General features: G+C 70.6%; 20 protein-coding genes. 16 read left to right on the top strand and 4 right to left on the bottom strand.

The annotated features are described in order from the left end of the window. Positions 1–45 precede the first annotated feature (45 nt). Together ACWEOO_RS34410 and ACWEOO_RS34405 are read left to right on the top strand one after the other, a co-directional pair. Positions 46–987, top strand: coding sequence for an aldo/keto reductase (locus ACWEOO_RS34410; RefSeq protein WP_452146594.1), 942 nt, complete (start codon positions 46–48; stop codon positions 985–987). Further along, positions 984–2,258 carry a condensation domain-containing protein gene (locus tag ACWEOO_RS34405; protein ID WP_452146593.1) on the top strand — a complete coding sequence of 425 codons (1,275 nt, stop codon included), beginning with the start codon at positions 984–986 and terminating at the stop codon, positions 2,256–2,258. The genes ACWEOO_RS34410 and ACWEOO_RS34405 overlap by 4 nt, the downstream gene beginning before the upstream one ends. On the opposite strand, the gene ACWEOO_RS34400 is transcribed toward ACWEOO_RS34405, so the two are convergent. Together ACWEOO_RS34400 and ACWEOO_RS34395 are read right to left on the bottom strand one after the other, a co-directional pair. Beyond that, complete coding sequence (locus tag ACWEOO_RS34400) at positions 2,239–3,945, bottom strand: carbamoyltransferase family protein (RefSeq protein WP_452146592.1); 1,707 nt, start codon at positions 3,943–3,945, stop codon at positions 2,239–2,241. The genes ACWEOO_RS34405 and ACWEOO_RS34400 overlap by 20 nt on opposite strands. Position 3,946: 1 nt before the next feature. Continuing rightward, complete coding sequence (locus ACWEOO_RS34395) at positions 3,947–5,071, bottom strand: class I SAM-dependent methyltransferase (RefSeq protein WP_452146591.1); 1,125 nt, start codon at positions 5,069–5,071, stop codon at positions 3,947–3,949. A gap of 185 nt (positions 5,072–5,256) precedes the next feature. Here ACWEOO_RS34395 and ACWEOO_RS34390 point away from each other — a divergent pair, with 185 nt between their 5' ends. Then, the gene (locus ACWEOO_RS34390) at positions 5,257–5,688 is read left to right on the top strand and encodes a VOC family protein (RefSeq protein ID WP_452146590.1); all 432 of its coding nucleotides are present in this window, start codon (positions 5,257–5,259) and stop codon (positions 5,686–5,688) included. Between the two features lie 46 nt (positions 5,689–5,734). Beyond that, positions 5,735–7,327 (top strand): (2,3-dihydroxybenzoyl)adenylate synthase, encoded by a 1,593-nt coding sequence (locus ACWEOO_RS34385; protein ID WP_452146589.1) that lies wholly within the window; start codon positions 5,735–5,737, stop codon positions 7,325–7,327. Between the two features lie 3 nt (positions 7,328–7,330). On the opposite strand, the gene ACWEOO_RS34380 is transcribed toward ACWEOO_RS34385, so the two are convergent. Continuing rightward, positions 7,331–8,428, bottom strand: coding sequence for a methyltransferase (locus ACWEOO_RS34380; protein ID WP_452146588.1), 1,098 nt, complete (start codon positions 8,426–8,428; stop codon positions 7,331–7,333). 114 nt (positions 8,429–8,542) lie between these two features. Here ACWEOO_RS34380 and ACWEOO_RS34375 point away from each other — a divergent pair, with 114 nt between their 5' ends. From ACWEOO_RS34375 to ACWEOO_RS34350, 6 genes are read left to right on the top strand one after another with little or no spacing between them, the layout of a single operon-like run. Further along, a complete protein-coding gene (locus ACWEOO_RS34375; RefSeq protein ID WP_452146587.1) occupies positions 8,543–9,757 on the top strand; it encodes a cytochrome P450 in 1,215 nt (404 codons plus the stop codon). Between the two features lie 13 nt (positions 9,758–9,770). After that, a complete protein-coding gene (locus ACWEOO_RS34370; protein WP_452146586.1) occupies positions 9,771–11,144 on the top strand; it encodes an NtaA/DmoA family FMN-dependent monooxygenase in 1,374 nt (457 codons plus the stop codon). Beyond that, the gene (locus ACWEOO_RS34365; RefSeq protein ID WP_452146585.1) at positions 11,141–11,842 is read left to right on the top strand and encodes a PIG-L deacetylase family protein; all 702 of its coding nucleotides are present in this window, start codon (positions 11,141–11,143) and stop codon (positions 11,840–11,842) included. The genes ACWEOO_RS34370 and ACWEOO_RS34365 overlap by 4 nt, the downstream gene beginning before the upstream one ends. Beyond that, positions 11,829–13,532, top strand: a complete 1,704-nt coding sequence (locus ACWEOO_RS34360) for an AMP-binding protein (RefSeq protein ID WP_452146584.1) — start codon at positions 11,829–11,831, stop codon at positions 13,530–13,532. Before ACWEOO_RS34365 ends, ACWEOO_RS34360 begins: the two co-directional genes overlap by 14 nt. Next, positions 13,525–13,809, top strand: a complete 285-nt coding sequence (locus ACWEOO_RS34355) for a phosphopantetheine-binding protein (RefSeq protein WP_452146583.1) — start codon at positions 13,525–13,527, stop codon at positions 13,807–13,809. The genes ACWEOO_RS34360 and ACWEOO_RS34355 overlap by 8 nt, the downstream gene beginning before the upstream one ends. Then, positions 13,809–15,104 carry a cytochrome P450 gene (locus tag ACWEOO_RS34350; RefSeq protein ID WP_452146582.1) on the top strand — a complete coding sequence of 432 codons (1,296 nt, stop codon included), beginning with the start codon at positions 13,809–13,811 and terminating at the stop codon, positions 15,102–15,104. Before ACWEOO_RS34355 ends, ACWEOO_RS34350 begins: the two co-directional genes overlap by 1 nt. Here ACWEOO_RS34350 and ACWEOO_RS34345 read toward each other — a convergent pair. Further along, positions 15,001–16,272, bottom strand: a complete 1,272-nt coding sequence (locus ACWEOO_RS34345) for a nucleotide disphospho-sugar-binding domain-containing protein (protein ID WP_452146581.1) — start codon at positions 16,270–16,272, stop codon at positions 15,001–15,003. The genes ACWEOO_RS34350 and ACWEOO_RS34345 overlap by 104 nt on opposite strands. Before the next feature lie 113 nt (positions 16,273–16,385). On the opposite strand from ACWEOO_RS34345, the gene ACWEOO_RS34340 reads away from it, so the two are divergent. From ACWEOO_RS34340 to mdoH, 6 genes are all read left to right on the top strand, one after another. After that, on the top strand, positions 16,386–18,242 hold the full coding sequence (locus ACWEOO_RS34340) for an ABC transporter ATP-binding protein (RefSeq protein ID WP_452146580.1): 1,857 nt from the start codon (positions 16,386–16,388) through the stop codon (positions 18,240–18,242). Then, positions 18,239–20,032: an ATP-binding cassette domain-containing protein gene (locus tag ACWEOO_RS34335; RefSeq protein WP_452146579.1), complete on the top strand. Its 1,794-nt coding sequence runs from the start codon at positions 18,239–18,241 to the stop codon at positions 20,030–20,032. The genes ACWEOO_RS34340 and ACWEOO_RS34335 overlap by 4 nt, the downstream gene beginning before the upstream one ends. Positions 20,033–20,093: 61 nt before the next feature. Continuing rightward, entirely contained in the window at positions 20,094–21,401 is a 1,308-nt protein-coding gene (locus ACWEOO_RS34330) for a condensation domain-containing protein (RefSeq protein ID WP_452146578.1), read from the top strand. A 47-nt stretch (positions 21,402–21,448) separates the two neighbouring features. Beyond that, positions 21,449–22,504 (top strand): glycosyltransferase family 2 protein, encoded by a 1,056-nt coding sequence (locus ACWEOO_RS34325; protein ID WP_452146577.1) that lies wholly within the window; start codon positions 21,449–21,451, stop codon positions 22,502–22,504. Positions 22,505–22,626: 122 nt separating this feature from the next. Continuing rightward, positions 22,627–23,127 carry a hypothetical protein gene (locus tag ACWEOO_RS34320; protein WP_452146576.1) on the top strand — a complete coding sequence of 167 codons (501 nt, stop codon included), beginning with the start codon at positions 22,627–22,629 and terminating at the stop codon, positions 23,125–23,127. Beyond that, a complete protein-coding gene (gene mdoH / locus ACWEOO_RS34315) occupies positions 23,124–25,130 on the top strand; it encodes a glucans biosynthesis glucosyltransferase MdoH (RefSeq protein ID WP_452146575.1) in 2,007 nt (668 codons plus the stop codon). The genes ACWEOO_RS34320 and mdoH overlap by 4 nt, the downstream gene beginning before the upstream one ends. Positions 25,131–25,160: the final 30 nt, after the last annotated feature.

Here is a 25,160-nt window from a genome sequence, read left to right as displayed (position 1 = left end):
ATCCGCATTGCGGCGGGCGGCCAACGTGAGCAGAAGGGCACCGGGATGGAACAGCGGAAGGTGGGCGAGAGCGACCTTGTCACGTCGGAGATCGCTCTCGGGTCGTGGCTGACGTACGGCGACCGGGTTGACCGGGAGACCGCGGCCGACTGTGTCCGGCGGGCGTACGAGCTGGGGATCTCGTTGTTCGACTGTGCGAACGTGTACGGCAGAGGCGCCGCGGAGTCCTTGCTGGGTGAGGTTCTGGGCGACTTCCCGCGGGACAGCTATCTGCTGGCGACCAAGGTGTACTTCCCGATGGGACGCGGCGAACTCGGACTGTCGGCCGCGCAGGTCCGCAAGCAGTGCGACGAGTCGCTGCGCCGCTTCGGTGTCGACCACATCGATCTCTATCAGTGTCATCGCTACGACACCCGCACGCCGCTCGAGGAGACGATGACGGCACTGACGGAATTGGTTGCTGCGGGCAAGATCCGGTACGCCGGGTTCAGCGAGTGGACGGCGGAGCAGATCACGGCCGCCGTCGAGCTTCCCGGCGTGACGAGATTCGCGTCCAGCCAGCCGGAGTACTCGATCCTGCACCGCGCGCCGGAGGAAGCCGTCTTCGGCGCCTGTGAGCAGTTCGGGATCGGGAACATCGTCTACTCGCCGCTGGCGCAGGGCGTCCTCACCGGGAAGTACCGCGCAGGAGAAGCGCCGCCGGAGGGATCGCGTGCGGCGAGCCGGGCGACGCGGGGATCGATGGGTAGCTACGCAGGTGCCGAGAACATCGCGAAGGCCGACCAGTTGCGGGAGGTGGCAGCCGCCGCCGGATTGTCGATGACCCAGCTGGCTCTGGCCTGGGCGCTGCGTGATCCGGTGGTCAGTGCCACGATCGTCGGCGCCAGCCGGCCGGAGCAGCTGGAGGATTCCGTGAGCGCGTCCGGCGTCACACTCGACGCCGCCACCCTGGCCGCGATCGACGCCGTGACCGGTACGCCGTCGTGACCGGCGTCGCGCCCGCCTCGACGGGGCAACGGCTGCTGTGGTTCCTCGACCACTACCAGAGCGAGAGCAGCATCAACTGCCCACTGGTCTGCCGGATCCGCGGTGAGGCCGGCGAAGGACGTCTGGAAGCCGCGCTCGACCGCCTCGTGGCGCGGCACGAATCGCTACGGACGACGTTCGACGGGCGCGGCTCGAGGCTGCGTCAGGTCGTTCATGCTCCGGCCCGTGTGGTCGTCCGGCACGAGCGGTGCTCTGCGGGCTGGAGCGACGAGCTCGTCGAACAGCTCCTGGATGCAGAGCTTCGGACGCCGATCGACCCGCAGAAGGGTCCGCTGCGCGCGACCGTCTGGCACTTCGGCGCGGCCGATCACCTGCTCTGCCTCAACCTCCATCATCTGGTCGCCGACTCGTGGTCGTGCGGGGTCCTCTTCCGCGAGCTCGGCGCTCTGCTGGAGGACGCCCCGCCCGATCTGCCGCGGGTCGACTGGCAGTACCGCGAATTCACCGACTGGCAGGACGAGCTGCTCACCGGCTCTGCGCTCGACCGGCATCGGGCCTACTGGCAGCGGCAATTGTCCGGCCTCCGTACTCCGGACCTGCCGGTGCACGGTGGTCCACGCACGGCGTCCGGCCGGTCGGAGATGGTCGAGGCCGGCGTTCCGGGGGAGGTGGTCGACGCGCTGGAGGCAGTGGCCAACTCGCAACGCACCACGCTGTTCGCGGTGGTGCTCGCGACGTACTTCGCCGCGCTGCATCGCCGGTGTGGCGGGCATGACCTGGCGGTGGCCACGATGCTGGCCAACCGTTCGCGGCCCGAAACGCGCTTCACCGTCGGACTGCTCGCCAACATGGCGATGCTGCGTGTCCGGCTGCCCGTCGAGCCCAGCCTGGCGGACATCGTCCGCAAGACCCGGAGCACGGTGCGGGACGCGCTGCGGTTCCAGGAGCTGCCGTACCAGCTCGTGCCCGGCACCGGCGCCGCCCGCGCGGCCAGGACCGACAGCGTGGTCTTCCAGATGATGCCGGAGCCGATCCAGCAGGCCAGCCGGCACGACGCCGTCCAGCTCGAAGGGCTCGTCCCGCACGTCGGCGGCCGCTTCGACCTCGAACTCTCGGTGCTGCCGTGTGCCGACGGTCTCCGGGCGATGCTGTTCCACCGCCCGGAGCGGTGTGATCCGGACTGGGTCCGAAGGTTCCTCGCGGACTACGTCCGCATCACGTCGGCGGCGGCCAGGGCGCCGTATACGCCGATCAGTGCGCTGCCGAGCTGAGTTCCACCGTGCGCTCGAGGTCCGTCTCGCTGCGCGTCACGACGAGATCGTCCAGGACGAGCAGGTCGATGCCCGGGGCGCGGACGAAGGTCGAGACGGCGTCCTGGCTCGAGTGCACGATCGGTTCGCCGGCCAGGTTCAGCGAGGTGTTCGCCACGGCAGGCAGACCGGTCCGGCGCCGGAACTGGTCGATGAGGTCCCAGTAGACCGGGTTCGTCGTACGGGAGACGCGCTGCGGCCGGGCGGACCCGTCCACGTGGGTGGTGGCCGGCATCCGCACCCGTACGTCGGGGCGGACGGTGCCGGCTTCGAGCATGAAGTCGGCACCGTCGCCGACCGTGTCCACGAAGAGGTCGCCGACATGTTCGGCGAGCACACTCGGAGCGATCGGCCGCCACATCTCGCGGCCTTTGACGATGTTCAGCCGCTCCCAGATGCGGCGGTCCCGGGGATCGGCGAGCAGGCTGCGCGTCCCGAGCGCCCGCTGACCGACCTCACCCCGGCCGCGTGCCCAAGCGACCACACGGCCGGCGGCCAGGGCTTCCGCGACGGTCGCGGCCAGGTCGGTCCCGGGCAGCGACCGGGACACCAGCCCGGCCTTCGAGACCGCGGCGGCCACGTCGTCGAGCTCCGTCGACCAGTAGGCGTGGTCCATGCGCACCGGGTGGAAGGAGTCCTGGCCGGCTGCCTCGACGAGTGCCGCGCCGAGCGACACGCCGACGTCGGTCGGCACCGGCGGCACGTACACCCGGTCGTAGAGGCCGCTGCGGGACAGCCGCCCGATCATCGTGCAGTTCATCCCGACGCCGCCGGCGAGGACCAGCGTCCGGGCGCCGGTCAGCCGACGGGCCTCGGCGGCCAGCGAGAGCACCGACTCCTCGACGGCCAGCTGGACACTCGCCGCGAAGTCGGCGTAGGACATCGCCTCCTCGCCGGTCCGTTCGGCGTACGGGTAGTGGCAGCTGAACGCGGACCGTACGGCGTTCTCGTACTGCGGCGTGAAGCTGAGCGCGAACACGTTGGGATCCGGCGTGTGATCGACGCCCGGCACCAGCAGTGCGTAGCCGTCCGGTGTCGGCCGCAGCGGGACGTCGTGGCTGGGCCGGCCGTACGCCGAGAGTCCCATCAGCTTGCCCGCGCCCCACTCGCCGAGTCCCGCCCACTTCGAGGCGGAGGCGTAGAAGAAGCCGAGCGACTGGTGGATCGGCAGTTCCCGGAGGATCTCGATGCGGCCGTCCCGCCCGTGCGCGATCGAGGTGCACTGGCTCTCGCCGGCGCCGTCGATGACCACGATGGCGACGTCGTCCTCGCCGCAGGAGTAGTACGCGCTCGCCGCATGGGCCAGGTGATGCGGTATCCAGCTGACGGGCGGCATCTCGGCCGGCGGCGCGTCGGGGAACAGGAGTCTGCGAAGGCCGGCCGGACCGAACCGGCGGTGCTCGGCGAGCTTGGTCCGGCTGATGTCCCAGCCGATCGCCACACCGGCCAGGGAGTCGGCCGAGATACCCGCGGACCGGAGGCATGCGGTGACCGCGCCGGCGGGGGTCTGGCCCAGCGCGTGCTTGTGTCTGCCGACCTTCTCCTGCTCGACGAGCGTGACGAGCGCACCGTCACGAAGAACAGCGGCGGACGCGTCGTGGAAGCCGATGTTCACGCCGAGCGTGTAACGGCCGTCGGTTGCGGGCATGTCAGGTCCGATCTGTGCTGTCGACGAGGTGATACATCCGGTGGAAGCGCTCCTGCACGGGCAGGATCCGCGCATCGCCGAAGCCGGCGTCCCGTGCGAACGTGCGAACCTGTTCGGGCCGCAGCACGGTTCCGGTGCCGGTCGTCGGCGTACTGGCCATCGCGGCGGGCAGACAGTGCAGGACGCTGGTCGCGTACTGGAAGCGCTCGACCTCGTCGGCCGGCGCGGAGAACTCGAGGCCGACCTTGGCGTCCAGCACGATCGCGGCGCCGCCGGCGGCCCGGCTCGCCCGGCAGGCACACAGGACCTCCACCGGCCGGGGCATCTCGTGGAGCATGTCCAGCAGGCAGACCAGGTCGAACGGCCCGCCTGGTAGCGGCTGTGTCGCGTCGTGCACGGTGAACTCGACCCGGTCGGAGACCCCGGCCTCGCAGGCGTTCTGCCGGGCGTCCGCGACCGAGTCGGCGTCCAGGTCGAAGCCGTGGACGAAAGCCCGGGGATACGCCTTGGCGAGCGCGATGGTCGCCCAGCCCGCGCCGCAGCCGACGTCTGCGATCCGCGCGCCGGGAGCGCGGAGCGCGGCGTGCACGGCGGGCAAGGCCCGCCGGATCCATCCGGCCAGTTGATGGGTGAACAACGCGCGGTTGGCACCCGAGTGACCGCGTCGCCAGTCCGCGCCGAAGCGCGCATCGGGAACCCCGCCGCCGGTCCGGAACGCGTCAAGCAGAGCCGGCAACGCGTTCGCGATGCCGCCGAGCGGCAGCACCGCCATCGATGCCAAGGACAACGGATCGTCCGAGGCGGTCAGCACCCGGGCATGCTCGGCCGGCAGGCTGAAGACCCGCTCGGCCGGCGGGCGCGTCGCGTCGTCGACCTCCAGGATTCCCGCGACCGCCTGCTGTTCGAGCCATTCGCGTGCGTACCTGGGCGCGACGCCGGCCCGTGCGGCGAGGTCGTCGTACGTGCCGGGCGCGGCGTGCAGGGCGTCGTACAGGCCGAGCTGCAGGCCCAGGTAGCTGGACAGCAGTTCCTGGGTCGCGAGGCACGCGAGCCAGAGCCGGACCTGCATCGCGCGGGCACGGGTGCCGGGGGCCGCGGCTCCGGCGGTTGACGATCCTGCGTCCATCGACCCTCCATGCCCGGTACGACCGTCCGGCGAGACGCTGACGGGGCGAGAGCCTACGAAACCTTCGGACGCCGGCGTAGGCGCGACGTTGATCGCGCGCTGCGCGCTTGATTGCGGCTGTGCCGGTGCGACCCTAGGGTGTTCGGGACGAGCGATCCGACCGACGACGTGGAGGTAGCCGCGGCATGTCAAGTGACCAGGGAACCCGGCCGGCCGTGATCCCGATGCTGGCGTACGAGGACGCTGCGGCCGCGATGGACTGGCTGGCGAAGGCGTTCGGCTTCCGGGAAGTGACCCGGATGCTCGACGACAACGGCGCGGTGATGCACGGCGAGATGGCTGCCGGCGACGGCATGATCATGCTGGCGACGCCGACCCCCGACTACGAGAGTCCGCGGCACCACGCCGAGCACTGCGAGGCGGCCCGGTCCTGGCTGAGCGTCCCGTACGTCATCGACGGCGTGTACGTGCGGGTGGACGACGTCGACGCGCACTACCGCCAGGCGCAGGAGGCGGGCGCGACCATTCTCGGGGAGCCGTCCGACAATCCCTACGGCCGGACCTATCGGGTCGAGGACGTCGAGGGACATCGCTGGATGTTTGCGCAAGGCAACTAGCTTCCGACGACGAAGGCGGGGCCCTGATGCAGCGAGCGAGACGATCGTGCTGACCGGCGCCGTACCGTGGCCGGCCGACCGGGCCGCGGCGTACCGCCGGGCCGGGTACTGGAGCGGTGAGACGCTGGCCGACCTGGGCCGGGAGCCGGCTCGCGAGGCTGCTGGGCGCACTGCGCTGGCGACGCTTCAGCGCCAGGTCAGTTACGGGCAGCTGGACCGGTGGGCGGACGAGCTGGCCGGTGGACTTCGTGCGCTCGGTCTGCGCGCCGGGGACCGAGCTGTGGTGCAGCTGCCGAACACGCCGGATTTCGTTGCGCTCTGCCTGGCGCTCTTCCGGCTCGGTGTGCTGCCCGTGCTCGCGCTGCCCGCGCACCGGCGGGTCGAGCTGGCCTACCTCTGTGCCCACACCGAGGCGAAGCTGCTCGTGGTGCCTGACGTGGTAGCCGGATTCGACCATCGGGAGCTCGCTCGCGAGATCCGGCCGACGGCGCCGGCCTTGGAGCACGTGCTGGTGGCTGGCGACCCAGGGGAGTTCGTCGCCCTCGACGAGACGCGCGGCGAACCGGCGCAGGTGCCGCCACCCGACCCGGACGACGTCGCGCTGCTGCTGCTGTCCGGAGGTACGACGCAGTTGCCGAAGCTGATCCCGCGGACGCACAACGACTACGGGTACCAGTTGCGTGCGACAGCCGCCGCGATGCATTTCGACGACAGCGGCGTCTATCTGGCCGCACTGCCCGCGGCACACAACGCCGCGCTCGGCTGTCCTGGAGTGCTCGGAGCGATCCGGGCCGGTGGCACCGCCGTCCTGGCGGCGAGTCCGAGCCCGGACGAGGTGTTCCCGTTGATTGCGCGGGAGCAGGTCACGCTGACGACCTTGATGCCGGCCTTTCTGCCCCTGTGGATGAAGACCGCCCCCGCCTTCGGCGCCGACCTGTCGAGGCTGACGATCGAGGTCGGTGGAGCGCGGTTGGAGCCCGAGCTCGCGGTGGAGGCCGAGCGCGTGCTGGGCTGCCGCTTGACCCGGTGGTTCGGGATGGCCGAAGGTCTGCTCTCGTTCACCCGGCCGGAGGCTCCGGCCGAGCAACGGCACCGGACCGAAGGGCATCCGCTCTCGGACGACGACGAGATCCGTGTTGTCGACGAGCACGACCAGCCCGTGCCGCAGGGTGAGGTCGGCGAGTTGCTGACGCGCGGCCCGTACACGATCAACGGGTACTACCGCGCGGAGGAGCACAACGCGAAGACCTTCACGGCCGACGGCTTCTTCCGCACGGGTGACCTGGTGACCGTGCGGCCCGACGGGAACCTGGTCGTCGAGGGGCGGATCAAGGACGTGGTCAACCGCGGCGGCGAGAAGATCTCCGCGGCCGAGGTCGAGGAACACCTGGCCGCCCACCCGCGGGTGCACGAGGCAGCCGTCGTCGCGCAGCCCGACCCGGTCCTGGGGGAGCGGACGTGCGTCTTCGTCGTCGCGGCGACCGGCGATGCGCCCAGCCTGTCGGATCTGCGGAACTTCCTCGGCGATCGCGGCCTGGCGACGTACAAGTTCCCGGACGCGGTGGTCACCGTCGAGTCGTTGCCCTACACATCGATCGGCAAGGTCCACAAGGCGGCGCTGCGGGCCCGGCTGGCGTGACCGTCAGACCATCGAGACCCACGGTGCGAGCCGGCCGGTGCTGCCCAGGTCGACGACGCTCAGTCCACGGTCGCCCTCGCCGACGCGGAGGAACGCCCAGGTGGCGGTTCGCGCGCCCAGCGTCGCGTAGTGGTCCGTGATCTCCCCGGTGAACTGCTCGATCAGGTCCGCGCGTCCCGGAGCCATCGCCTCCGCGGTCCCGCGGACCAGCGGTGAGGCCGGCGTCGCCGGAATGGCCGAGGTGGCCAGCACGGTGACGTCGTAGCCTGCCTGCGCGGCCCAGGCGGCGAGCTCGTCGCGCAGCAACAGGTCGCCGTCGCTGTCGCGGAGCAGCATCGTCGCCAGGAACGCGCTGCCACCGGGCTCCAGGTGCTCCGGAAGACCGCCGAGCACCTTGCGTGCGATCGCGAATCCGTCCGGCCCGCCCGCGCCCGCGACCGGGAACGAGTGACCCGGCGGAACCGGCATGAACGGCACGTTCGCCACGACATGGTCGTACCGCTCGCCGTTCACGGCGTCGTACAGATCTCCGACACGGACGTCCACCTTCGCGGTCGCGCCGTTCAGAGCGGCATTCAGCACGGCGATCGCGGCCGCGCGCGGCATGAGCTCCACCAGCGTGACCGATGCGCAGGACGCGGCCGCGGTCAGGCCTTGGAAGCCAGGACCGGCACAGAGGTCCAGGCAGGAACGACCCGTGCCGTACGACGCATGCATCGCCAGCGCCAACGAGTCCGGGCCGAAGTACGTGTCCACCTGCGTCGGCCCCGGAGGCTCTGCGAGCAACCACACGCCGTGCGGGCGAAAGAGCGAAAGGCTTGGCAGCGATACGTCCGTGCCGTCGAGCTGCGCGACGTCCGCCGCAGCCAGGACCGGGAGCGCGGCAGCCACCTCACTCGGAAGCGTGCTTCGGCTGACACAACGCTGCAGCAGCAGGAGATCCACGAGGCTACGCAACGATCCGTCGATCCGGTCCGCCTCGCGCGCCCAGCGATCGCGCCGGGTCGCATGCGGTGGAAAAGCAGCCAGGAACGACGCGAAGCCGTGCCGCTCCAAGGCGCCCGGTAGCCGGCTCAACGCGTCGTACTCCGCCTCGTCCATCGACACTCCTTCGCACCGGTCTGCGGACCGTCGTCACGGTATTGCCTGGGTTGCACTCCCGTCGACGGCCGCAGACGCTGATGACCTGTGCCCAGTCGCGCCCCGGAGGATCCTGTGACGATCGACCCGCTGCCTCCCCGGTTCGATCACGACGCTCCCGATGTCCTGGTCGATCCGTATCCCGCCTACCGGGAATTGCGGAACGCCGGCCCGCTGTGCCGCTTCGGTCCCGGGCAATGGGGCGTCACGCGGCATGCCGAGGTGTCGGCGTTGCTGCGGGACCGGCGGCTCGGGCACGGGTATCCGCCGGAATACCGGCGATTCGCGGTGGGCGACGGACCCGCGGCCGAGTTCTTCGGTGCCATCAGCATCGTTCGCGACCCGCCCGAACACACCAAGCTCCGGGGGCTGATGAGCAAGGCCTTCACCCCGGCGCTGGTCCGTGGGCTGTCCGCCCGGCTGGGCGAGCTCGTCGACGAGCTCCTCGATCCGGCCGCGGACACCGGAACGCTCGATGTGGCGAAGGACCTCGCGTACCCGTTGCCGATCACGGTGATCTGCGAGCTGATGGGGGTGCCGGCGAGCGACCGCGATCTGGTGCGGCCGCGTGCGGCGGATCTGGCGCGCGGCTGGAACACCCACGTCGCGGAGACGGATCGGCCCGCGGTGCACGACTCGGTCGTGTGGCTGCGGGAGTACGTCGGTGCGATGCTCGACGACCGCCGGCGGGCAGCCGGCGACGACCTGCTCAGCCGGATGGTCGCGGCCGCCGGCGACGACGGCACCGGGCTGACCCGCGACGAGATCGTCGACAACGCGGTCTTCCTGTTCTTCGCGGGCTTCGAGACGACGCGGAACATGATCAGTACCGGATGCGCCGCGTTGCTGGAGCATCGTGACCAGCTCGCCAGGCTCCGTGCGGAGCCCGGGCTGGCGCCGTCGGCGGTCGAGGAGTTCCTCCGCTACGACGCGCCGGTACAGGGCGCCGGCCGGATGGTGCTGGAGCCGATCGAGGTCGGCGGTCAGGTCATCCGGGCGGGCAGGGTGCTGGTGCTCCTGCTCGGCTCTGCCAACCACGACGAGCGGGTGTACGCCGAGCCGGATCGGCTGGACATCGGCCGCTCCCCGAATCCACAGCTGGCGTTCGGCAGCGGCAGTCACTTCTGCCTGGGCGCGCCACTGGCGCGTGAGGAGGGTCGCGTGGTCTTCCAGCGTCTGCTCAGCCGGTTCGCCGTGATCGAACCGGCGGGCGATCCGGTTCGACGGTTCACGAGTGCGGGCAACATCCGCGCCTTCGAGAGCGTGCCGCTGTCGGTACGCGCAGCCTGAGGAGGCGGTTCACATGCATCTGAATGTCCTGAGCCAGGGAGTGCCGTCGCCGCTGTTCGAGGGCCTGTGGCGGCACCCGGACGACGCCACCCGGACGGGTTACCGGTCGCTGTCCTACTGGACGTCACTCGCCCAGCGGCTCGAGGCGGCGTGTATCGACGCACTGTTCCTGGCCGACATCCACGGTGTGTACGACGTGTACGGCGGGTCGGCGGCGGCCTCGGTCCGCCATGCCCACCAGGTGCCCGCGATCGACCCCACGTTGTTGCTCCCGGCAATGGCAGCCTCCACCGAGCACCTCGGTTTCGCGGTCACGTACTCGGTGTCGTACCACGCGCCGTACCAGTGCGCCCGGGTGTTCTCGTCGTTGGACCACCTGACCGGCGGCCGGGTGGGCTGGAACATTGTCACGTCGGACCTGCGGCTGGCGAAGGCGACCGGGCTCGGCGAGTACATCCCGCACGACGAGCGCTACGACCGTGCCGACGAGTACCTCGAGGTGGTGCGCGCACTCTGGGAGGACAGCTGGGCCGACGGTGCGCTGCGGCACGACGTGGCTGCCGACGTCTTCACGGATCCGGACCTGGTGCGCCCGGTGCAGCACAAGGGCCAGTGGTTCACCGTGGACGCCGTCCATCAGTGCGAGCCGTCGCCGCAGCGGACGCCGGTGCTGTATCAGGCCGGTTCGTCGGATCGTGGGACCACGTTCGCGGCGCGGCACGCGGAGGTCGTGTTCGTCACCCTCAGCAGCGCCCGGCGCGGCGCCGAGAAGGTGCGCGAACTCCGCCGGCGCGCAGAGCAGTTCGGCCGTGACCCGCAGGCGATCAAGGTGCTGCAGGGGTTCCCGGTCCTGCTCGGTCGCACGAAGGCCGAAGCGGAGGCGCGGGCAGCCGAGTTCACCGAGCTGACCAGCCCTGGTGGCCTGTTGGCGAAGTGGTGCGGGTGGGTCGGCGTCGACCTCGCGGCGTACGACGACCGGACGCCGATCACCGACATCATGCCGGAGGACGGCCGCTCCGTGACCGGGTTCCTGGCCGGCGCGTCGCCGGACCGCGACTGGACCGTGGGCGACGTCCGGGACCTCATCGCGACGCCGCGGCGGCCGCACGCGCACGACCGCCTCAGCCTGTTCGGTACGCCGGAACAGGTGGCGGACCGGATGGAGGAGTACCTCGACATCGCGGGGGTGGACGGGTTCAACCTGTACCCCTGCCCGCCGACGTCGGGTGTCGACGACATCTGCGACCTGCTGGTGCCGGAGCTTCAGCGACGCGGTCTGTTCCGGACGCAGTACGACGAGGCCGAGCAGACTCTGCGGCAGCGCTACCTCGGCGCGAGCCGATCGGCGTACGCACCGGCCGCGGACCTGTCGGGCGGACTGGCATGAGTTCCGTTCTGGTCATCTCGCCGCATCTGGACGACGCCGTGCTGTCCACCGGCGAGTACCTCGGCCAGCATCCCGGCGCCACGGTCGTGACGGTGTTCGCCGGCGTGCCGGGCCCGGAAGCGCGCGGACATTACGACGCCGCGACGGGTGCGGCGAACGGGGCGGAGATGATGACGCGGCGCCGGCAGGAAGACGCGCTCGCGCTCGGCCTGCTCGGCGCCACGCCGTTGCATCTGGAGTTCCTGGACCGCCAGTACCGCGTTCGCAGCAGCGACGACGCGATCGCTGCCCGGTTGCGGGAGACGATCGAGAGCTGTCGCCCGGACGTGGTCCTCGGGCCGGTCGGACTGCTCCATCCCGACCACGTGCAAGTGGCCCGCGTCTGGAGCCGGGTTGCGCGTGAGTTCGCCGGCATCGTCTCGCTCGCCTACGAGGAGCTGCCGTACCGTGTCCAGTTCCCGACCCTGGCCGTTGATCAGGTCCGGGCCACCGCGAGGAGCTCGGGCGCCAAGGAATGCGCGCAGGGCAACGAACTCCGGCCCGACAACGCCACCGGCCGGAAGGCACAGGCCATCCTCGCGTACGGATCGCAGCTCGGGACCCTGCCCATGCTGAGTTGCCTGGTGCCGGAGCGGCTGTGGCGGCTCTGGCCCGAGCCGGAACGCGCCGACGCTGGGGTGCAGGTTGAGTCGCGCTGACACCGCCCGCCGTCGCCTGCTGTCCTGGCTCGACGACCCGAGTCCCGGCCGGGGCGTCCATTTCGCCGGCGCGCAGGATGCTTGGGAGTTCTGGAGCTACCAGCGGCTCGCCGCCGGGGTTCGCGGGGTGTCCGCGGCGCTGGTGCGGTCGGGGATCGTGCCCGGCGATGTGGTCGCGGTCGTCGCCGACGGCGGTCGGGGTTTCGTCACAGCTCTGTTCGGCGCGATGCACTGCGGCGCGACCGCCTCTCCGTTGCCGCCGCCGACGGCATTCGGCGACCGCGAGCTGTACGCCCAGCAGGTCGGGGCGTCGTTCCGGGCGGCGGAGCCGGCGATCGTCCTGGTCGAGGCGCCGTACGAGCGTGTCATCCGCGATCTTGCGCGCCGAGCCGGTGTCGCGGCTGTCGAGGATCTCGGCACGTTCACCGACTCGTCGCCCGCGGCCCCGGTCGACGGCGTGCCCGGTCCCGCGCTGGTGCAGTTCACGTCGGGATCGAGCGGACGCAGTCGCGCGATCGCCATCAGCTCCGCCGCTCTCGCCGCGAACGTCGCGGCGATCAGGGACTGGCTGGGGATGGACGGCTCGCAGGCCACCGCGTCCTGGCTCCCGATGTACCACGACATGGGCCTGACCGGTTGCCTGATCACCCCGGTGGTGGACGGCTCCGACGTCTGGCTGATGTCTCCGCGGCAGTTCGTTCGCGATCCGCTGCGCTTCCTGCGGTGTTTCGATCGCGGCGGCGATCAGGCGGCGCGCCATACGGCGATGCCGAGCTTCGGACTCGCGCACGTCGCGGCACGGGTACGGCCCGGCGACCTGGCCGGTCTCGACTGCACCCAGGTGCGATCGGTGATCATCGGTGCCGAGCGCATCGATCCCGACGCCGTACGGCGCTTCACCGAGCTGCTCGGGCCGCACGGGCTGGATGCGGGTGCTCTGCTGCCGGCGTACGGACTCGCCGAGGCAACGCTCGCCGTCACCGGATTGCGACAAGGCAGACGGCTCCGGGCGCTGACGTTCGTGCCGTCGAGTCTGAGCACGGGCTTGCGGGTCGAGACGGCTGGGACCTCCGGCCTGACGCTGATCGGCTGCGGCACACCGATGGCAGGTGTGGTGGTCGACGTCGAGGACTCCGAGGGGCAGCCGCAGCCCGCCGGCACAGTGGGAGAGATCGCCGTGTCCGGAATGTCGATCGGCAGCGGGTACCTCGGCGACCTCGACGCTGCGACCGGCTCACTCACAGCATTCGCGGAAGGAAAGGTGCGGACGGGCGACGCGGGCTTCCTGCTGGACGGCGAGCTGTTCGTCATCGGCCGCCTCGGCGACAGCCTGAAGGTCCGCGCGCGGACGGTCTTCGCCGAGGACCTCGAGGCCGCGATCGCCGCGGAGGGAGTGCCACCGCAGCGCTTCGCCACCGCGCTCGGGGTGCGCGAGGGTCGCAGTACGGCGGTTGCCGTCATCGAGCGGGCCCGTCCGGAGTGGCTGTGGGCCGCTGACCGGGTTCTCCGGCGGTCCGCCGAAGGCGCCGAGGTGGTCACCGTGGACGCGCCGCGCGGCCGCATCCCGCGCACGACCAGTGGCAAGCCGCAACGGGCGCGGCTGTGGCAGATGTTCGGGGCGCGGCAGCCGGCCGGTGATCCGGCTGCTCGTCGCCCGAGGCAACTATCGACAGGAGACAGCGATGACTGAAGCGAATCCGACCATGGTGTCCGGCCGGCCGGTCGACGAGATCCGCGCCGAGGTCCGGGCGATCGCGCTCGAGCTCGCGCCGGCCGACGACGTCCCGGCGACCGACGACTCCCGGCTGGTCGAGGACCTGGCGTTCCACTCGCTGGCGTTGCTCGAGCTCGCCTTCGCGCTGGAGGACCGGTTCGACCTCGATCCGATCGAGCAGGAACGGGCCCAGCAGATCAAGACCCTCGGCGACATCTCCGATCTCGTCGTCGAGGAGCTCCAGGCCCGCTGATGACGGCGCGCGGACAGCTCGACGCTTTCGGCGCGGCGACCGCGACCGCGGCGTACCGGGCCGACCCGTACCCGTACCTGGCGCAGCTGCGGCGCCGCGAGCCGGTCCTGCGCCTCGCCGATGGCACCGTCGTGCTGACCAGGTACGACGACGTGGCGGGGATCCTGAGCGATCGGAGGGCCGGCACGGCGCCGCCGCACGGCGGGCTCGACGGCTACGGCGCGGTGTCCGGTATCCAGGGGATCGCGGGCAACGACGTCCCGCGCCCGGTGAGCATGCTGGATCCGCCGATGCACGGCAGAGTTCGCGGCGCACTGGGCCAGGCGTTCGGGAGGGACGCACCGACGGTGCTGCGGCCGACAGTCGCTCACCTGGTGTCGGACATGCTGGCGAAGGCCGCCGAACGCTCCGGCCAGACGGTCGACGCGGTGACTCAGCTGGCGCTCCCGGTGCCGCTCGCAGCCATCTGCGGGTCGTTCGGGATCCCTGAGGAGGACCACGCGGACGTGGTGCGATGGAGCCGAGCACTGGTCCGCAACGGGGATCCGGGCTCCAGCGTCACCGACGCGCAGCGCGACGCCGCCCAAGATGCCGAGCGCGAGTTCGCGAGCTACATGGGCCGCCTGGTGGTACGGCGCCGCCGTACGTCGGGCGAGGACATCGTCAGCCGACTGGTGCGGGCCGATGTCGCCGGCGCGCCTCTCGACCTCGGCGAGCTCGTGGCGAACGCCGTGTTCCTACTGGTCAACGGCTACCACAACACGGTGAACCTGATCGCCAACAGCCTGCTCGCCCTGCTCCGGAATCCGGATCAGCTGGCCGCGCTGCGCCGCGCGCCGGCGACCGAGGTCCCGGCAGCGGTCGACGAGCTGCTCCGGTACGACAGCCCCATCCAGTCGATCGCCCGGGTGACACACCGCCCGATCGACCTCCGCGGCCACAGCCTTCCGGCCGGCACCGGGATCATGGCGATGGTCGCGGCCGCACACCGCGACCCGGAGGCGTTCGCCGAGCCGGATCGGCTGGTGCTCAGCCGCCGGCCCGCGCGGCGGGTGCTCTCCTTCGGAGGCGGGCATCACTACTGCCTCGGAGCGGGACTCGCGCGCTCCGAGGCCGAGTACATCCTCGTGGCTGTCCTGCGGCGCTTCCCGGAGCTCAGCCTCGCAGGTCAGCCGGTGTGGGCTCCGACCTTCACCCTGCGTGGGCTGGAGAGCCTTCCCGTCTCGCTCGGTCGTCCGGCCGGCCCTCGGCGCGGAGCACCGACGTCGCGACGTCGAACCCACGCTCCCGGGTGAGCTGTGCACCGAGGGACGTGCTGGCATCGCGTTGTTCAACTGCGCGTTCCACGCAGCTGAGCAGACGCGCGGGCGTCCAGCGGCGCCAGTCGAGCCGGACGCCGGCGCCCAGCGCCGCCAGTACGTCGGCATTCTCGAACTGGTCGACGGTCGACGGCATGATCACGGCCGGACGCCCGTTCGCCGCGAAGACCGTGCTGGTGCCGAGGCCGCCGTAGTGGACGCCGGCCAGTGATCGCGGAGCCAGCACCGACAGCGGGATGTAGCGGTCGACGAACAGCGGACCGTCGACACCGGATCGCTCGGCACGGAAGTCGATGTAGACGCCGCGCACCCCCAGGGACCGGCAGACCGCCGCTGCTGCCTCCTGAAAACCTGGGGTCGACTGATGCGGCGGTGCCCGGAAGGCCAGGACGTCGTCGCCCTCGTCGAGGTACCGCTCGAGTCCGGACCGGTTGCGCCAGAGCCGCGTCACGTCCCAGTGCGCGAACCCGGTCACCATGACGTGGGCCGGTAGCCGGCGGGAGTCGAGGAGCAGCGGAGAACTGAGGACGAGCGCTCGCCCCGGCGAGCAGCACAGGTCGAGAAACGAGCCGGTCGGTCCCGCGATGCCCGCCGCTTCGCAGGCACTGCGGATGCGACCGAGGAAGCGCGCGTCGAGCCGGCGCCCGAAGTCCTTCCAGGCCAGCCGGTTGAGAACCGGCCCGAGGGTCTTGAACGGCTGGTACAGCGGCATTCGCTCCGCGTTCGGGAACAGCCATGCCGCCGGGCTCACGGTGAACCAGGGCACACCGCGATTTTGCGCCACCAGCGCGGCGGCGATCTGGATCGGATGCGCCACGACGACGTCGTCGGAGCGGATCGTCTCGTCCAGCTGCGCGATGGTGTTGCCGAGCGACCCGAGCACCCAGGTGTCGGTCAGCCGGAGGAAGGCCCGCCAGCCGCCGCTCTCGTCGAATCCGCTGTCGGCGCCGTCGCCCGGCGCCGATTCCAGGGCCTGGAAGGGGATCCGCTCTCCGCGGGCCAGCAGCGCGACCTGCGGCCCGGCCACCAGCAGTACGTCCTCACCCAATGACCGCAAGTGACTCGCGAGGCCGATGTAGGGCAGCACGTCACCCAGCGAACCGCCGGTCACCAGGACGAACCGGCGCGCCGAAGCTGTCGGCATGGTGGCTCCCATCGTCTCGTGAAGCTCGAACACCCTGTATTTGCTCGGCTTTCGGACCGTCGTGCCACCGTATAGCGTCGATCCGGACGGCAACCAACCTGCGGGAGCTGGAGATGAACGGCATCGTGGCGCGCCTGGTCGCTGAACGCATCGCGTTGCTGAAGTCGTTCCGAGCGACGGGCGTCGCCCTGCTGCTGGCGGTCGTACTGGTATCCGTGGTCGGCAGCCTGGTGCCCGCGCTGACCGCGACGGCGGTGGCCTGGCTGGTCTCCCGGGTGCAGCAGGGAGACGGGACCGCGGACCTGGCGATCCTCTACGCTCCGCTGACCCTGTTCGCGGTCGTTCTGGTGCTGGGCAACGCGGCCGAGGCGGCGCGAGAGCCGCTGTACCACCTCGCCCGTATGCGCATCGACGGCGCACACCGGCGGTCGCTGTCGGAGCTGATCACGGCGGCGCCGACGATCGGCGCGCTCGAAGGACCTCAAGCGCAGACCCTGATTCGCGAAGCGAAGGCGGATCCGGACAACTGGACGCAACGTACGCCGGCCGACGGGGCGCTCGCGCAACTGCGGCTGCTGGCCTCCGGGATCGGCCTGGCCGGCTCGTGCGTGGTCCTGACGCGCTACGCCTGGTGGCCCGTCCCGCTCCTCGTACTGTCGGCGTTCACGTTTCGCTTCTTCCTGCACCGGCACGCACTGCGGTGGTACCGGCAGGCCCAGCGCGGCCTCGGCCAAGCGCTGCACGGCGACGCGTGGGAAGCAGCGATCACCTCGCCCAGTGAAGGCAAGGACGCCAGGGTGTTCGGCTTCGGCGACTGGGCGGTCGATCGGATGCTGCACCACGTCCGCGGCACGTTCGAGCCGGTGTGGGGTCTGGGCAACGGATTCGTCGCGCGGCTGCTGCCACAGACCTTGGTCGTCGTGGTGCCGTTGGGCGTGGTCTACACGATGGTGGCGAGCTCTGCTGCGAGCGGAACCACGTCGGTCGCGGTGACGACCGCCGTACTGGCGGCCGGTTGGTCCCTCTTCCAGATCCTCGGCAACGACGACGCGCGCGAGCTGATCGGAGCCACCGCGTGTCTCGCGGCGCTGGACCAACTCCGCGATCTGCTGAGCCGGGACAGCCTCGAGCCCCGGAAGTCGGCGCCGCCGGCTGCGATCGAGACCGGCAGCCCGCCGCTCGTACGGTTCGATCGTGTCTCCTTCGCGTATCCGCGCACCGCGCGGCAGGTCCTCGACGGGCTGGACCTCGAGATCCGGCCAGGAGAGCTGCTGGCGGTCGTGGGGATGAACGGCGCCGGCAAGTCGACGCTGATCAAGCTGCTCGCCGGCCTCTACCGCCCGACCGCCGGTTCGATCAGTGCCGACGGCACCGATCTCGCGGATCTCGGGCCCGAGTGGCGTCGGCGGATCTCGGTCGTCTTCCAGGACTTCGTCCGCTACCAACTGCCCGCCGCGGACAACGTCACGCTCGGTCGGCCGGGAGCGGCGGTGGACCCCGGCGTACTCGACGCTGTCGCTCGCGAGGCCGGCCTCGACGCCGTCGTCGCCGACCTCCCGGACGGCTGGCAGACGCCGCTGTCCCGGTCCCGGAGCGGCGGCGTGGACCTGTCCGGTGGTCAGTGGCAGCAGGTCGCGCTCGCCCGGGCGCTGTACGCGGTCCGGATGGGCGCGAAGATCGTCGTACTGGACGAGCCGACGGCTCACCTCGACGTCGGCACCGAGACCGAGGTGTTCCAGCAGCTGACGAGCGCCCTGCACGACACCAGCGTCGTACTGATCTCGCACCGCTTGTCGACGGTACGCCGCGCGCACCGGATCGTCCTGCTGGAGGACGGCCGGATCAGCGAGAGCGGCACCCACGCCGAACTGATGCGGCTCGGCGGGTCGTACGCACGGATGTTCTCGCTCCAGGCCGAGCGGTTCCGGCAGGGACACGACGACCGGATCGAAGAGGGCGAGCTGATATGAGGCGCTACGTCGAACTCTGGGCGGAGCTGTTGCGGCTGTCGGTACGGCGGTTCCCGGCGCAGACGCTGTGGTTGCTGGCGGTGAAGGTGGTCTCGGTCGGACTGGTCGCCGCCTCGGCACTCGCGTTGCGCGAGGTCGTCGACGCGGCGGTGGCCGCGGACGCCCGGTCGGCGATCCGGGCAGCGTTCGTCGCCGCGCTCGTCTGCGGGCTGATGGCGTACGTGGACCAGGTCGACATCGTGCTGCACTTCGGGCTCGTCGAGCGGCTCGGCCTCCTCGAGCTGCAGCCCGGGATCGACCGCGACATCGCCGGCCTGGAGACCCTCGACCATCTGGAGCAGACGGAGTTCCTCGACCGGATCACGGTGGTCCGCGGGCGAGCCTGGGACCTGGCGTTCGGTGTCTGGGTCGCCGTCGACTCGATCTTCAACATGGCGCGGCTCGCGGTGTTGCTGGTGCTGCTCGGCGTCGTGAACCCGTGGCTGCTGCTGTTGCTCGGATTCGCCTACGTGCCGTTGTGGTTCGAGCAGCGGGGCCAGCGCGCGGTGATCGCGGCCGAGACCGAAACCGCTGAGTCGTTCCGGCTGCAGCGGCATCTGTTCGACCTGGCCGCGGACGCCGCGACGAGCAAGGAGATCCGGACTGCCGGAGCCGGCCCCGAGTGCGCTCGTCGGCAGGCAGCGGCGTGGGCCGACGTCGAGTCGACGCAGTTCCGCGCGCGCTGCCGGCTGGCGGTGTGGAAGCTGACGGGCTGGCTGATCTTCACCCTGGGATTCAGCGCCGGTCTGGGACTGGTGGCGACCGGCGCGCTCCAGGGATCGGGAACAGTCGGCGACATCGTTCTCGCCATCACCGTCGTCGCCAACATGCGACAGGCCCTGCAGAACACGGTGTACCGGACCGCGGAGGCGGCTGGAGCCGGCCGGTTGATCGAACCGTTCTTGTGGCTGCGGGACTACACCGAGGCCGAGCGATCCAACGCCCGCGGCCGGCAGCGCCCGCCCGAAGCGCTACTGGACGGCATCTCGATCGAGCACGTCGGCTTCACGTACCCGGGTACCGAGCGTCCGGCCCTGCAGGATGTGTCCCTGCGGCTGCCTGCCGGATCGGTGATCGCGGTCGTCGGTGAGCGCGGGTCCGGAAAGTCGACGCTGGTGAAGCTGCTGCTCAAGCTCTATCAGCCGACGTCGGGTGCGGTCCGGCTGGACGCCCTGGACCTGGCCGACGTCGACACGGCCGCCTGGCGATCCCGGACGAGTGCCGCATTCCAGGACTTCGGTCGCTTCCGGACCAGGTTCGCCGAGACGATCGGCCTCGGCGACCTGCCGAACATCGCCGATCCCGGCCGGATCGACGATGCCGTCCGGCATGCCGACGCGACGGCCCTCGTGGACCGGTTGCCCAGCGGGATCGAGACCCAGCTCGGGCGGGAACTCGGAGGTGTCGACCTGTCCGAAGGCCAATGGCAGAAGACCGCACTCGCGCGGGCGTCGATGCGGCCGGCCCCACTGCTGTTCGTCCTGGACGAGCCGACCGCGTCGCTGGACGCCCCCAGCGAGCACGCGGTGTTCGAGGCCTACATCGCGCGTGCCCGCGCGCTGGCCGGACGGGCCGGAGCCATCGTGGTGATCGTGTCGCACCGGTTCTCGACGGTGACCGGCGCCGACCGGATCGTCGTCCTCGACCGGGGGCGGGTCGTGCAGTGTGGCTCCCATTCGGCGTTGATGCGCGATCCGGGACGGTATGCGGAGCTCTACGCGATCCAGGCCGCGGCGTACACGGCCACGTGAGCTGTCGCCGTACAACTCACGTCCTCGGCCGGTCCGAGCGTGGCACCTACGATCGTGAGCTGTGGCAGAGACCCGGGAGTTCGCGGCGTCGATCGGGCAGCGGCTGCTGTGGTTGATGGACCGCTACCGGGGCTCCGCGGGAGCGCTCAACGAACCGATGACATGGCGCCTGCGCGGCCCGCTCGACATCGGCGCGCTGTCGGCCGCGGTCGACGCGCTGATCGAACGGCACGAGTCGTTGCGCACGGCGTTCCTGATGCGGGACAACCAGTTGCTGCAGGTCATCAAGCCGCCGGCGTCCGCGGGCCTGGCTCCCGAGACCGTGTGCTCCGGTGCCGGTGAGCAGGAGGTGCTCGCGGCGCTGGAGGCGGAGACCGGATCCAGGATCGACATCGGCGAAGGTCCGCTGCGGATCCGGTTGTGGCGGCTGTCGCCGACCGATCACATCCTCTGCCTGAACATCCACCATCTCGCGATGGACCGTCGATCGGCGACCGTCATCGCCGACGAGCTGGCCGCGCTCTACAGCGGCGCGGCGCTGCCGCCGTCCGGATGGCAGTACGCCGCTTGGGCCGAATGGCAGCGCGACCGCATGTCGGGTGCGCGACTGGCCGAGTTGCGGCACGCCTGGACCGAACGACTGCAGCACGTTCAGGTACCGGCCCTCCGGCAGGTGTCCGAGGCGGCACCTGACGCTGGACCGGAGCCGGACTGCGTCCTCGAGGAGCGGCAGGTGTCCGGTCTGCAGCGTCTCGCGGCGGACGCTTCCGCAGGCTTGTTCGCGGTCACACTCGCGATGTTCTTCGCGCTGATCTGGGCACGGACCGGGGTGCGCGAGCCGGCAGTCGCCTCGGTGTTCGACGGGCGTGACCGGCCGGAGGTCGCGGACACGGTCGGATTCTTCGAGCACCTGGTGCTGCTGCGGGCCTCGGTGCGTGCGGACCAGCCGATGACGGACCTGATCGCCGCTGCCCAGGCCGAGATCGACTTCGCGGCCGCGAACGGGCTGCCCCTGCACCTGCTGCCGCCCGCGGCGGCGCGGCTCGGCGGACCGGACGGCGCCCGGCGGATCGACGACGTGGTCTTCAGCCACATCATCTGTCTGGACGAGCCGGTCGAGTTCTCCGGTCTCCGGCTGGACCACGTCCCGGTCAGCCTGGAGCGGACCGAGGAGCGGTTCGGGCTGCGGGTGCTGTTCGCCGAGTACCCCGGCCAGCTGGTCGGCATGTTCCATTGCGCGCCGAAGGTGATGCCGTCCTGGGCAGCCGGCTTCGGCGGCGTGTTCAGCCGGTTGGCGGACGAGCTCGTCGAACGACCGAGTGCGACCGTCGGCCGGACAACCCTCGGCGCCGGCCTGCGGAGGGTGTGAGCACGCGACGCGGGACGGCGCCGTCTACTCGCGGAAGGTACTCATTCGTGACCCCGTCGATCAGCGTAGTCATTCCCACGTACAACAAGGCGGCCTTGCTGGAGCCGACGCTGCGAGCCCTGGCGGCGCAGGAGAACTGTCCTGACTACGAGGTCGTGGTCGTGGACGACGGCTCCAGTGACGCAACGGCCGAGGTTCTGCAGACGATGCGCCGCTACGAACCGGCCGCCTGGTCCGCCCTGCGGGTCGAGGCCGACGGTGTGAACAGAGGCCGCGCCGGGGCCCGCAACGTCGGGCTCGCCGCGGCCGCCGCGGAGTACGTGGTGTTCCTGGACGACGACTGCCTGACCTCGCCGGCCTTCGTCTCCGCGCACCACGCGGTCGTCGCGAGTGAGGATCGTGAGGTGATGGTCCTCGGAGCGACCATGCTGTCGAACGAGGTCAGCAGCGAGGAACTGTCGCCCAGCACACTCGCGGCGCATCGCCGGGCCGTCGCGGCGGTCGATTCGGGGGAGTGGACGACGTCCTGGAACTGCTTCGTGTCGAACCACGCCGGTGTGACGGCGACGGCCGCCCGGCGGGTGGCAGGGTTCGACGAGGGCTTCGTGGGATGGGGCGAGGAGGACATCGACTTCGGGTACCGCCTGCACAAGGCCGGCTGCAAGGCGCGGGGCCTGACCGAGTTCGTGGTGAAGAGCTCGCATCGGCGGGACCTGCACAACGAGGGCCGGGAGTGGCTGCGGAACTACGTCTACTTCACCCGCAAACACGGCCGGCCGATCGAGCTCCTGTTCCGCTGGCAGATCGTGATGGGCGTGATGTCGATCTACCAGTTCGACTATCTGACCCGGATGAACCGGCCGGCGTCGCGGCGCCGGGCCGAGCGGGAGTACGAGGCGTTCGTCCGCGCCGCGGAGTCGAATCCCGAGCGCATCCAGCACTGGCTGATGATCCGCGAGGCCGCCGCGCTGACCGGTGATCCGCTCTTCGCCCGCGACGGCTTCGGTTCGTTCGCACCCGGACAGTCGGCGTCGCGGGGCTGGCTCACCGATCCGGAGGCGATCGTCGCCACACTCGATCGGATGGCCGACGAAGCCGCCTAGGGCAGCGTGGCGCGTTGCTTCTTTTGGCATGGCGTGCGCCGGGTTGATTCCTTGTTCCGGTCCGGACCGCGCCGAAGAATCTCCTGTGTTTCACCGCCGCCCACCGCAGGGGGAGACGCAGGGTGTCCGAAGACCTCCAAACGTCCACGACAGTCGATCCGTCCGTCGCCGGCGCGCCGCCCGGCCTGCCGGATTCCGCGGTCTCGGGGTTTCTCCGCGGCTATGGCGTCACCGATCCGGTCGTCCACCAGGAGCTCGCCGTTGTGGTTGCCGACGGCAACCCCTGGAGCAGGGTTCGGATCGACCGGCTGCAGACCGCCGTCGACGCGTGGTTCACGTCCGCGCTGCAGGGACGACTCGACACCGCGCTCCCGGTGCACATCGCGGCTCGAGCCGCCTTCTTCCTGTGCTCCGGACCCGCTCGCTGGCCGAACGTCGTCCTGTCCGCCGGGCCGCTGCCGCCCGATTTCCGTCCGGCCATCGTCGCGAACGTCCCGATCCCGACGCCGACGGAGGCAAGAGTGACGCTGCCGACCGCGGACCTGACGCCGATCTGGGCCGCGGACCGTCCGCTGGCCACCTTGTCCACCGAACGGCCCGACGCCGGCCGGGGTGCGCCGTGACGGGGCCGTCCGGTACCCGCGCGGCGATCCTAATCGCCGCCGGCCTGACCGCGGTGGCCACTGCGATCTCTCTGGGTCTCGTGCTGGCGGGAATCGGCGTCCATTGGCTCATCGGGACGCTACTCGTGGTGCTCTTCGTCCCGTTGACCGCGAATCTCGCACTGTCCTTCTGGGCGGCGATGGCAGGCTTCCTGGGGTCACTGGGCGCGCTGAGCGTCCCGGGCCCGCAGTCGGACAGTGAACAGATCAGCGGCCGTACGGCGATCCTGATCCCGATCTACAACGAGGACCCCGAGGTCGTCTTCGCCAACGTGCAGGCGATGTACGAGAGCCTCCGGGCGACCGGTCTGTCGAGCTCGTTCGACTTCTTCGTGCTGAGCGACACGACCGATCCGACGCTCTGGCTCCAGGAGCAGGCGGCGTGGCAGACAGTGTGCGCCCGCACGGGTGGCAACGGCCGGATCTTCTATCGCCGCAGGCCGTTGAACACGGCCCGGAAGACCGGCAACATCGCCGACTTCTGCGAGCGGTGGGGGAGCAAGTACCAGTACATGATCACGCTCGACGCCGACAGCGTGCTGGAGGGCCGGACCGCCGTACGGCTGGTGCGCTGTATGGAGTCGAATCCTCGTGCGGGTCTCGTCCAGACGGCCGCCGCCTTCGTGAACGGGAGAACGCTGTTCAGCCGGTGCGCCCACTTCGCCGGTTCGCTGTACGGCAGGCTCGACCTGAACGGGCAAGCGGCATGGCAGTTGGGGAACGGCAACTACTGGGGGCACAACGCGATCATCCGCGTGGAGGCGTTCACACAGCACTGCGGGCTCCCGGCCATGCACAAGCGGGCTCCCTTCCGCGGCCACTACCTGAGCCACGACTTCATCGAGGCAGCGCTGCTCAAACGGGCCGGCTGGGAGGTCTGGCTCGCGCCCGACGTTTCCGGCGCGTACGAGGAGTCGCCGCCGAACCTGGTCGATCACCTGATCAGGCAACGACGCTGGTGCCAGGGAAACCTGCAGCATCTCAACCTGCTGGCCGCGGCCGGTCTCACGCCGCTCAGCCGGCTCCATCTCGTCATCGGCATCTGCGGACAGATCTCAGGTCCGCTGTCGCTGGTGTTCAGCGCGGGTCTGCTCGTCACCTCGATGCACTCGCCGGAGCGATCGTGCTGGGGCGGAGCGCTGTCCGACTGCTCCCTCGGCTGGTCCGCCGAATGGTTCGGCGTCGCGTGTGTCGTGACGATGCTGTTCGTGCCGCGTCTCCTCGGGCTGATTGCCGCGCTGGCGACGAGCAGCGTCCGTACGGCGCACGGCGGAGCCATCCGCATCGCGGCGAGCGCGGTGGTCGAGTGGGTGCTGTCGATCCTGCTCTGGCCGGCGATGGCGCTCAGCCAGGCGGCCTTCGTCATCACGATCCTGCTGGGCAGAGACTCCGGCTGGAAACCGCAGCGCCGTGAATGCGCTGCCCTGCCGGTCCGGGAGGCGGCGCGCGTGTTCGGCGGACATACGGCTGCGGGCGTGGCGATGGTCGGCGCCCTGTGTGCTTCGGTCCTGCCGCTCTGGTACTGGCCGATGGCGGTCGGGCTCCTCCTGAGTATCCCGCTCGCCTGCGTGACAGGATCCGAGGCAGTGGATCGACGGTTCCGTCGCCGCCTGCTGCTCACACCTGAGCAGACCTCCATCCCTGCGATCCTGGCCCGCTCGGACGAAGTGTCGCGTGTCCTTCGCGGCCAGGTCGGGAGGCTGTCGGGTCGTCCGGTGCCGGAGATGGTCGCCGATCCTGCGGTGCACGCGATCCACACCCTGACCAGCCGGATCCATCCGCTGCGTTCCTGGGGTTGCGACGACCTGCTCGACGACGTCCGCGCGAAGACCTCCGAAGGCGCCGAACTGACCTCGAAGGACCTGAACATCCTCCTCTACGACGAGAACGTGCTGAGCCGCCTGACAGACCTGCAGCCCGAGCGGACGGAAGGCGAGACACGCCGCCTCGATCGGCGGACCTGAGCGGCGGCGGCAGGTGCGGTGCTGCGGTCT

The organism is Kribbella sp. NPDC004138 (genome assembly GCF_053603655.1).
Note: the sequence above shows the minus strand (reverse complement) of the source record. Positions and strands in the feature narration are given on the sequence as shown.

Coding starts and splice junctions, on each gene's coding strand:
- ACWEOO_RS34390 (WP_452146590.1), top strand. CDS start 5,257: ATGTCAAGTGACCAGGGAACCCGGCCGGCCGTGATCCCGATGCTGGCG.
- ACWEOO_RS34355 (WP_452146583.1), top strand. CDS start 13,525: ATGACTGAAGCGAATCCGACCATGGTGTCCGGCCGGCCGGTCGACGAG.
- ACWEOO_RS34380 (WP_452146588.1), bottom strand. CDS start 8,428: ATGGACGAGGCGGAGTACGACGCGTTGAGCCGGCTACCGGGCGCCTTG.
- ACWEOO_RS34350 (WP_452146582.1), top strand. CDS start 13,809: ATGACGGCGCGCGGACAGCTCGACGCTTTCGGCGCGGCGACCGCGACC.
- ACWEOO_RS34340 (WP_452146580.1), top strand. CDS start 16,386: ATGAACGGCATCGTGGCGCGCCTGGTCGCTGAACGCATCGCGTTGCTG.
- ACWEOO_RS34335 (WP_452146579.1), top strand. CDS start 18,239: ATGAGGCGCTACGTCGAACTCTGGGCGGAGCTGTTGCGGCTGTCGGTA.
- ACWEOO_RS34345 (WP_452146581.1), bottom strand. CDS start 16,272: ATGCCGACAGCTTCGGCGCGCCGGTTCGTCCTGGTGACCGGCGGTTCG.
- ACWEOO_RS34410 (WP_452146594.1), top strand. CDS start 46: ATGGAACAGCGGAAGGTGGGCGAGAGCGACCTTGTCACGTCGGAGATC.
- ACWEOO_RS34365 (WP_452146585.1), top strand. CDS start 11,141: ATGAGTTCCGTTCTGGTCATCTCGCCGCATCTGGACGACGCCGTGCTG.
- ACWEOO_RS34400 (WP_452146592.1), bottom strand. CDS start 3,945: ATGCCCGCAACCGACGGCCGTTACACGCTCGGCGTGAACATCGGCTTC.
- ACWEOO_RS34395 (WP_452146591.1), bottom strand. CDS start 5,071: ATGGACGCAGGATCGTCAACCGCCGGAGCCGCGGCCCCCGGCACCCGT.
- ACWEOO_RS34370 (WP_452146586.1), top strand. CDS start 9,771: ATGCATCTGAATGTCCTGAGCCAGGGAGTGCCGTCGCCGCTGTTCGAG.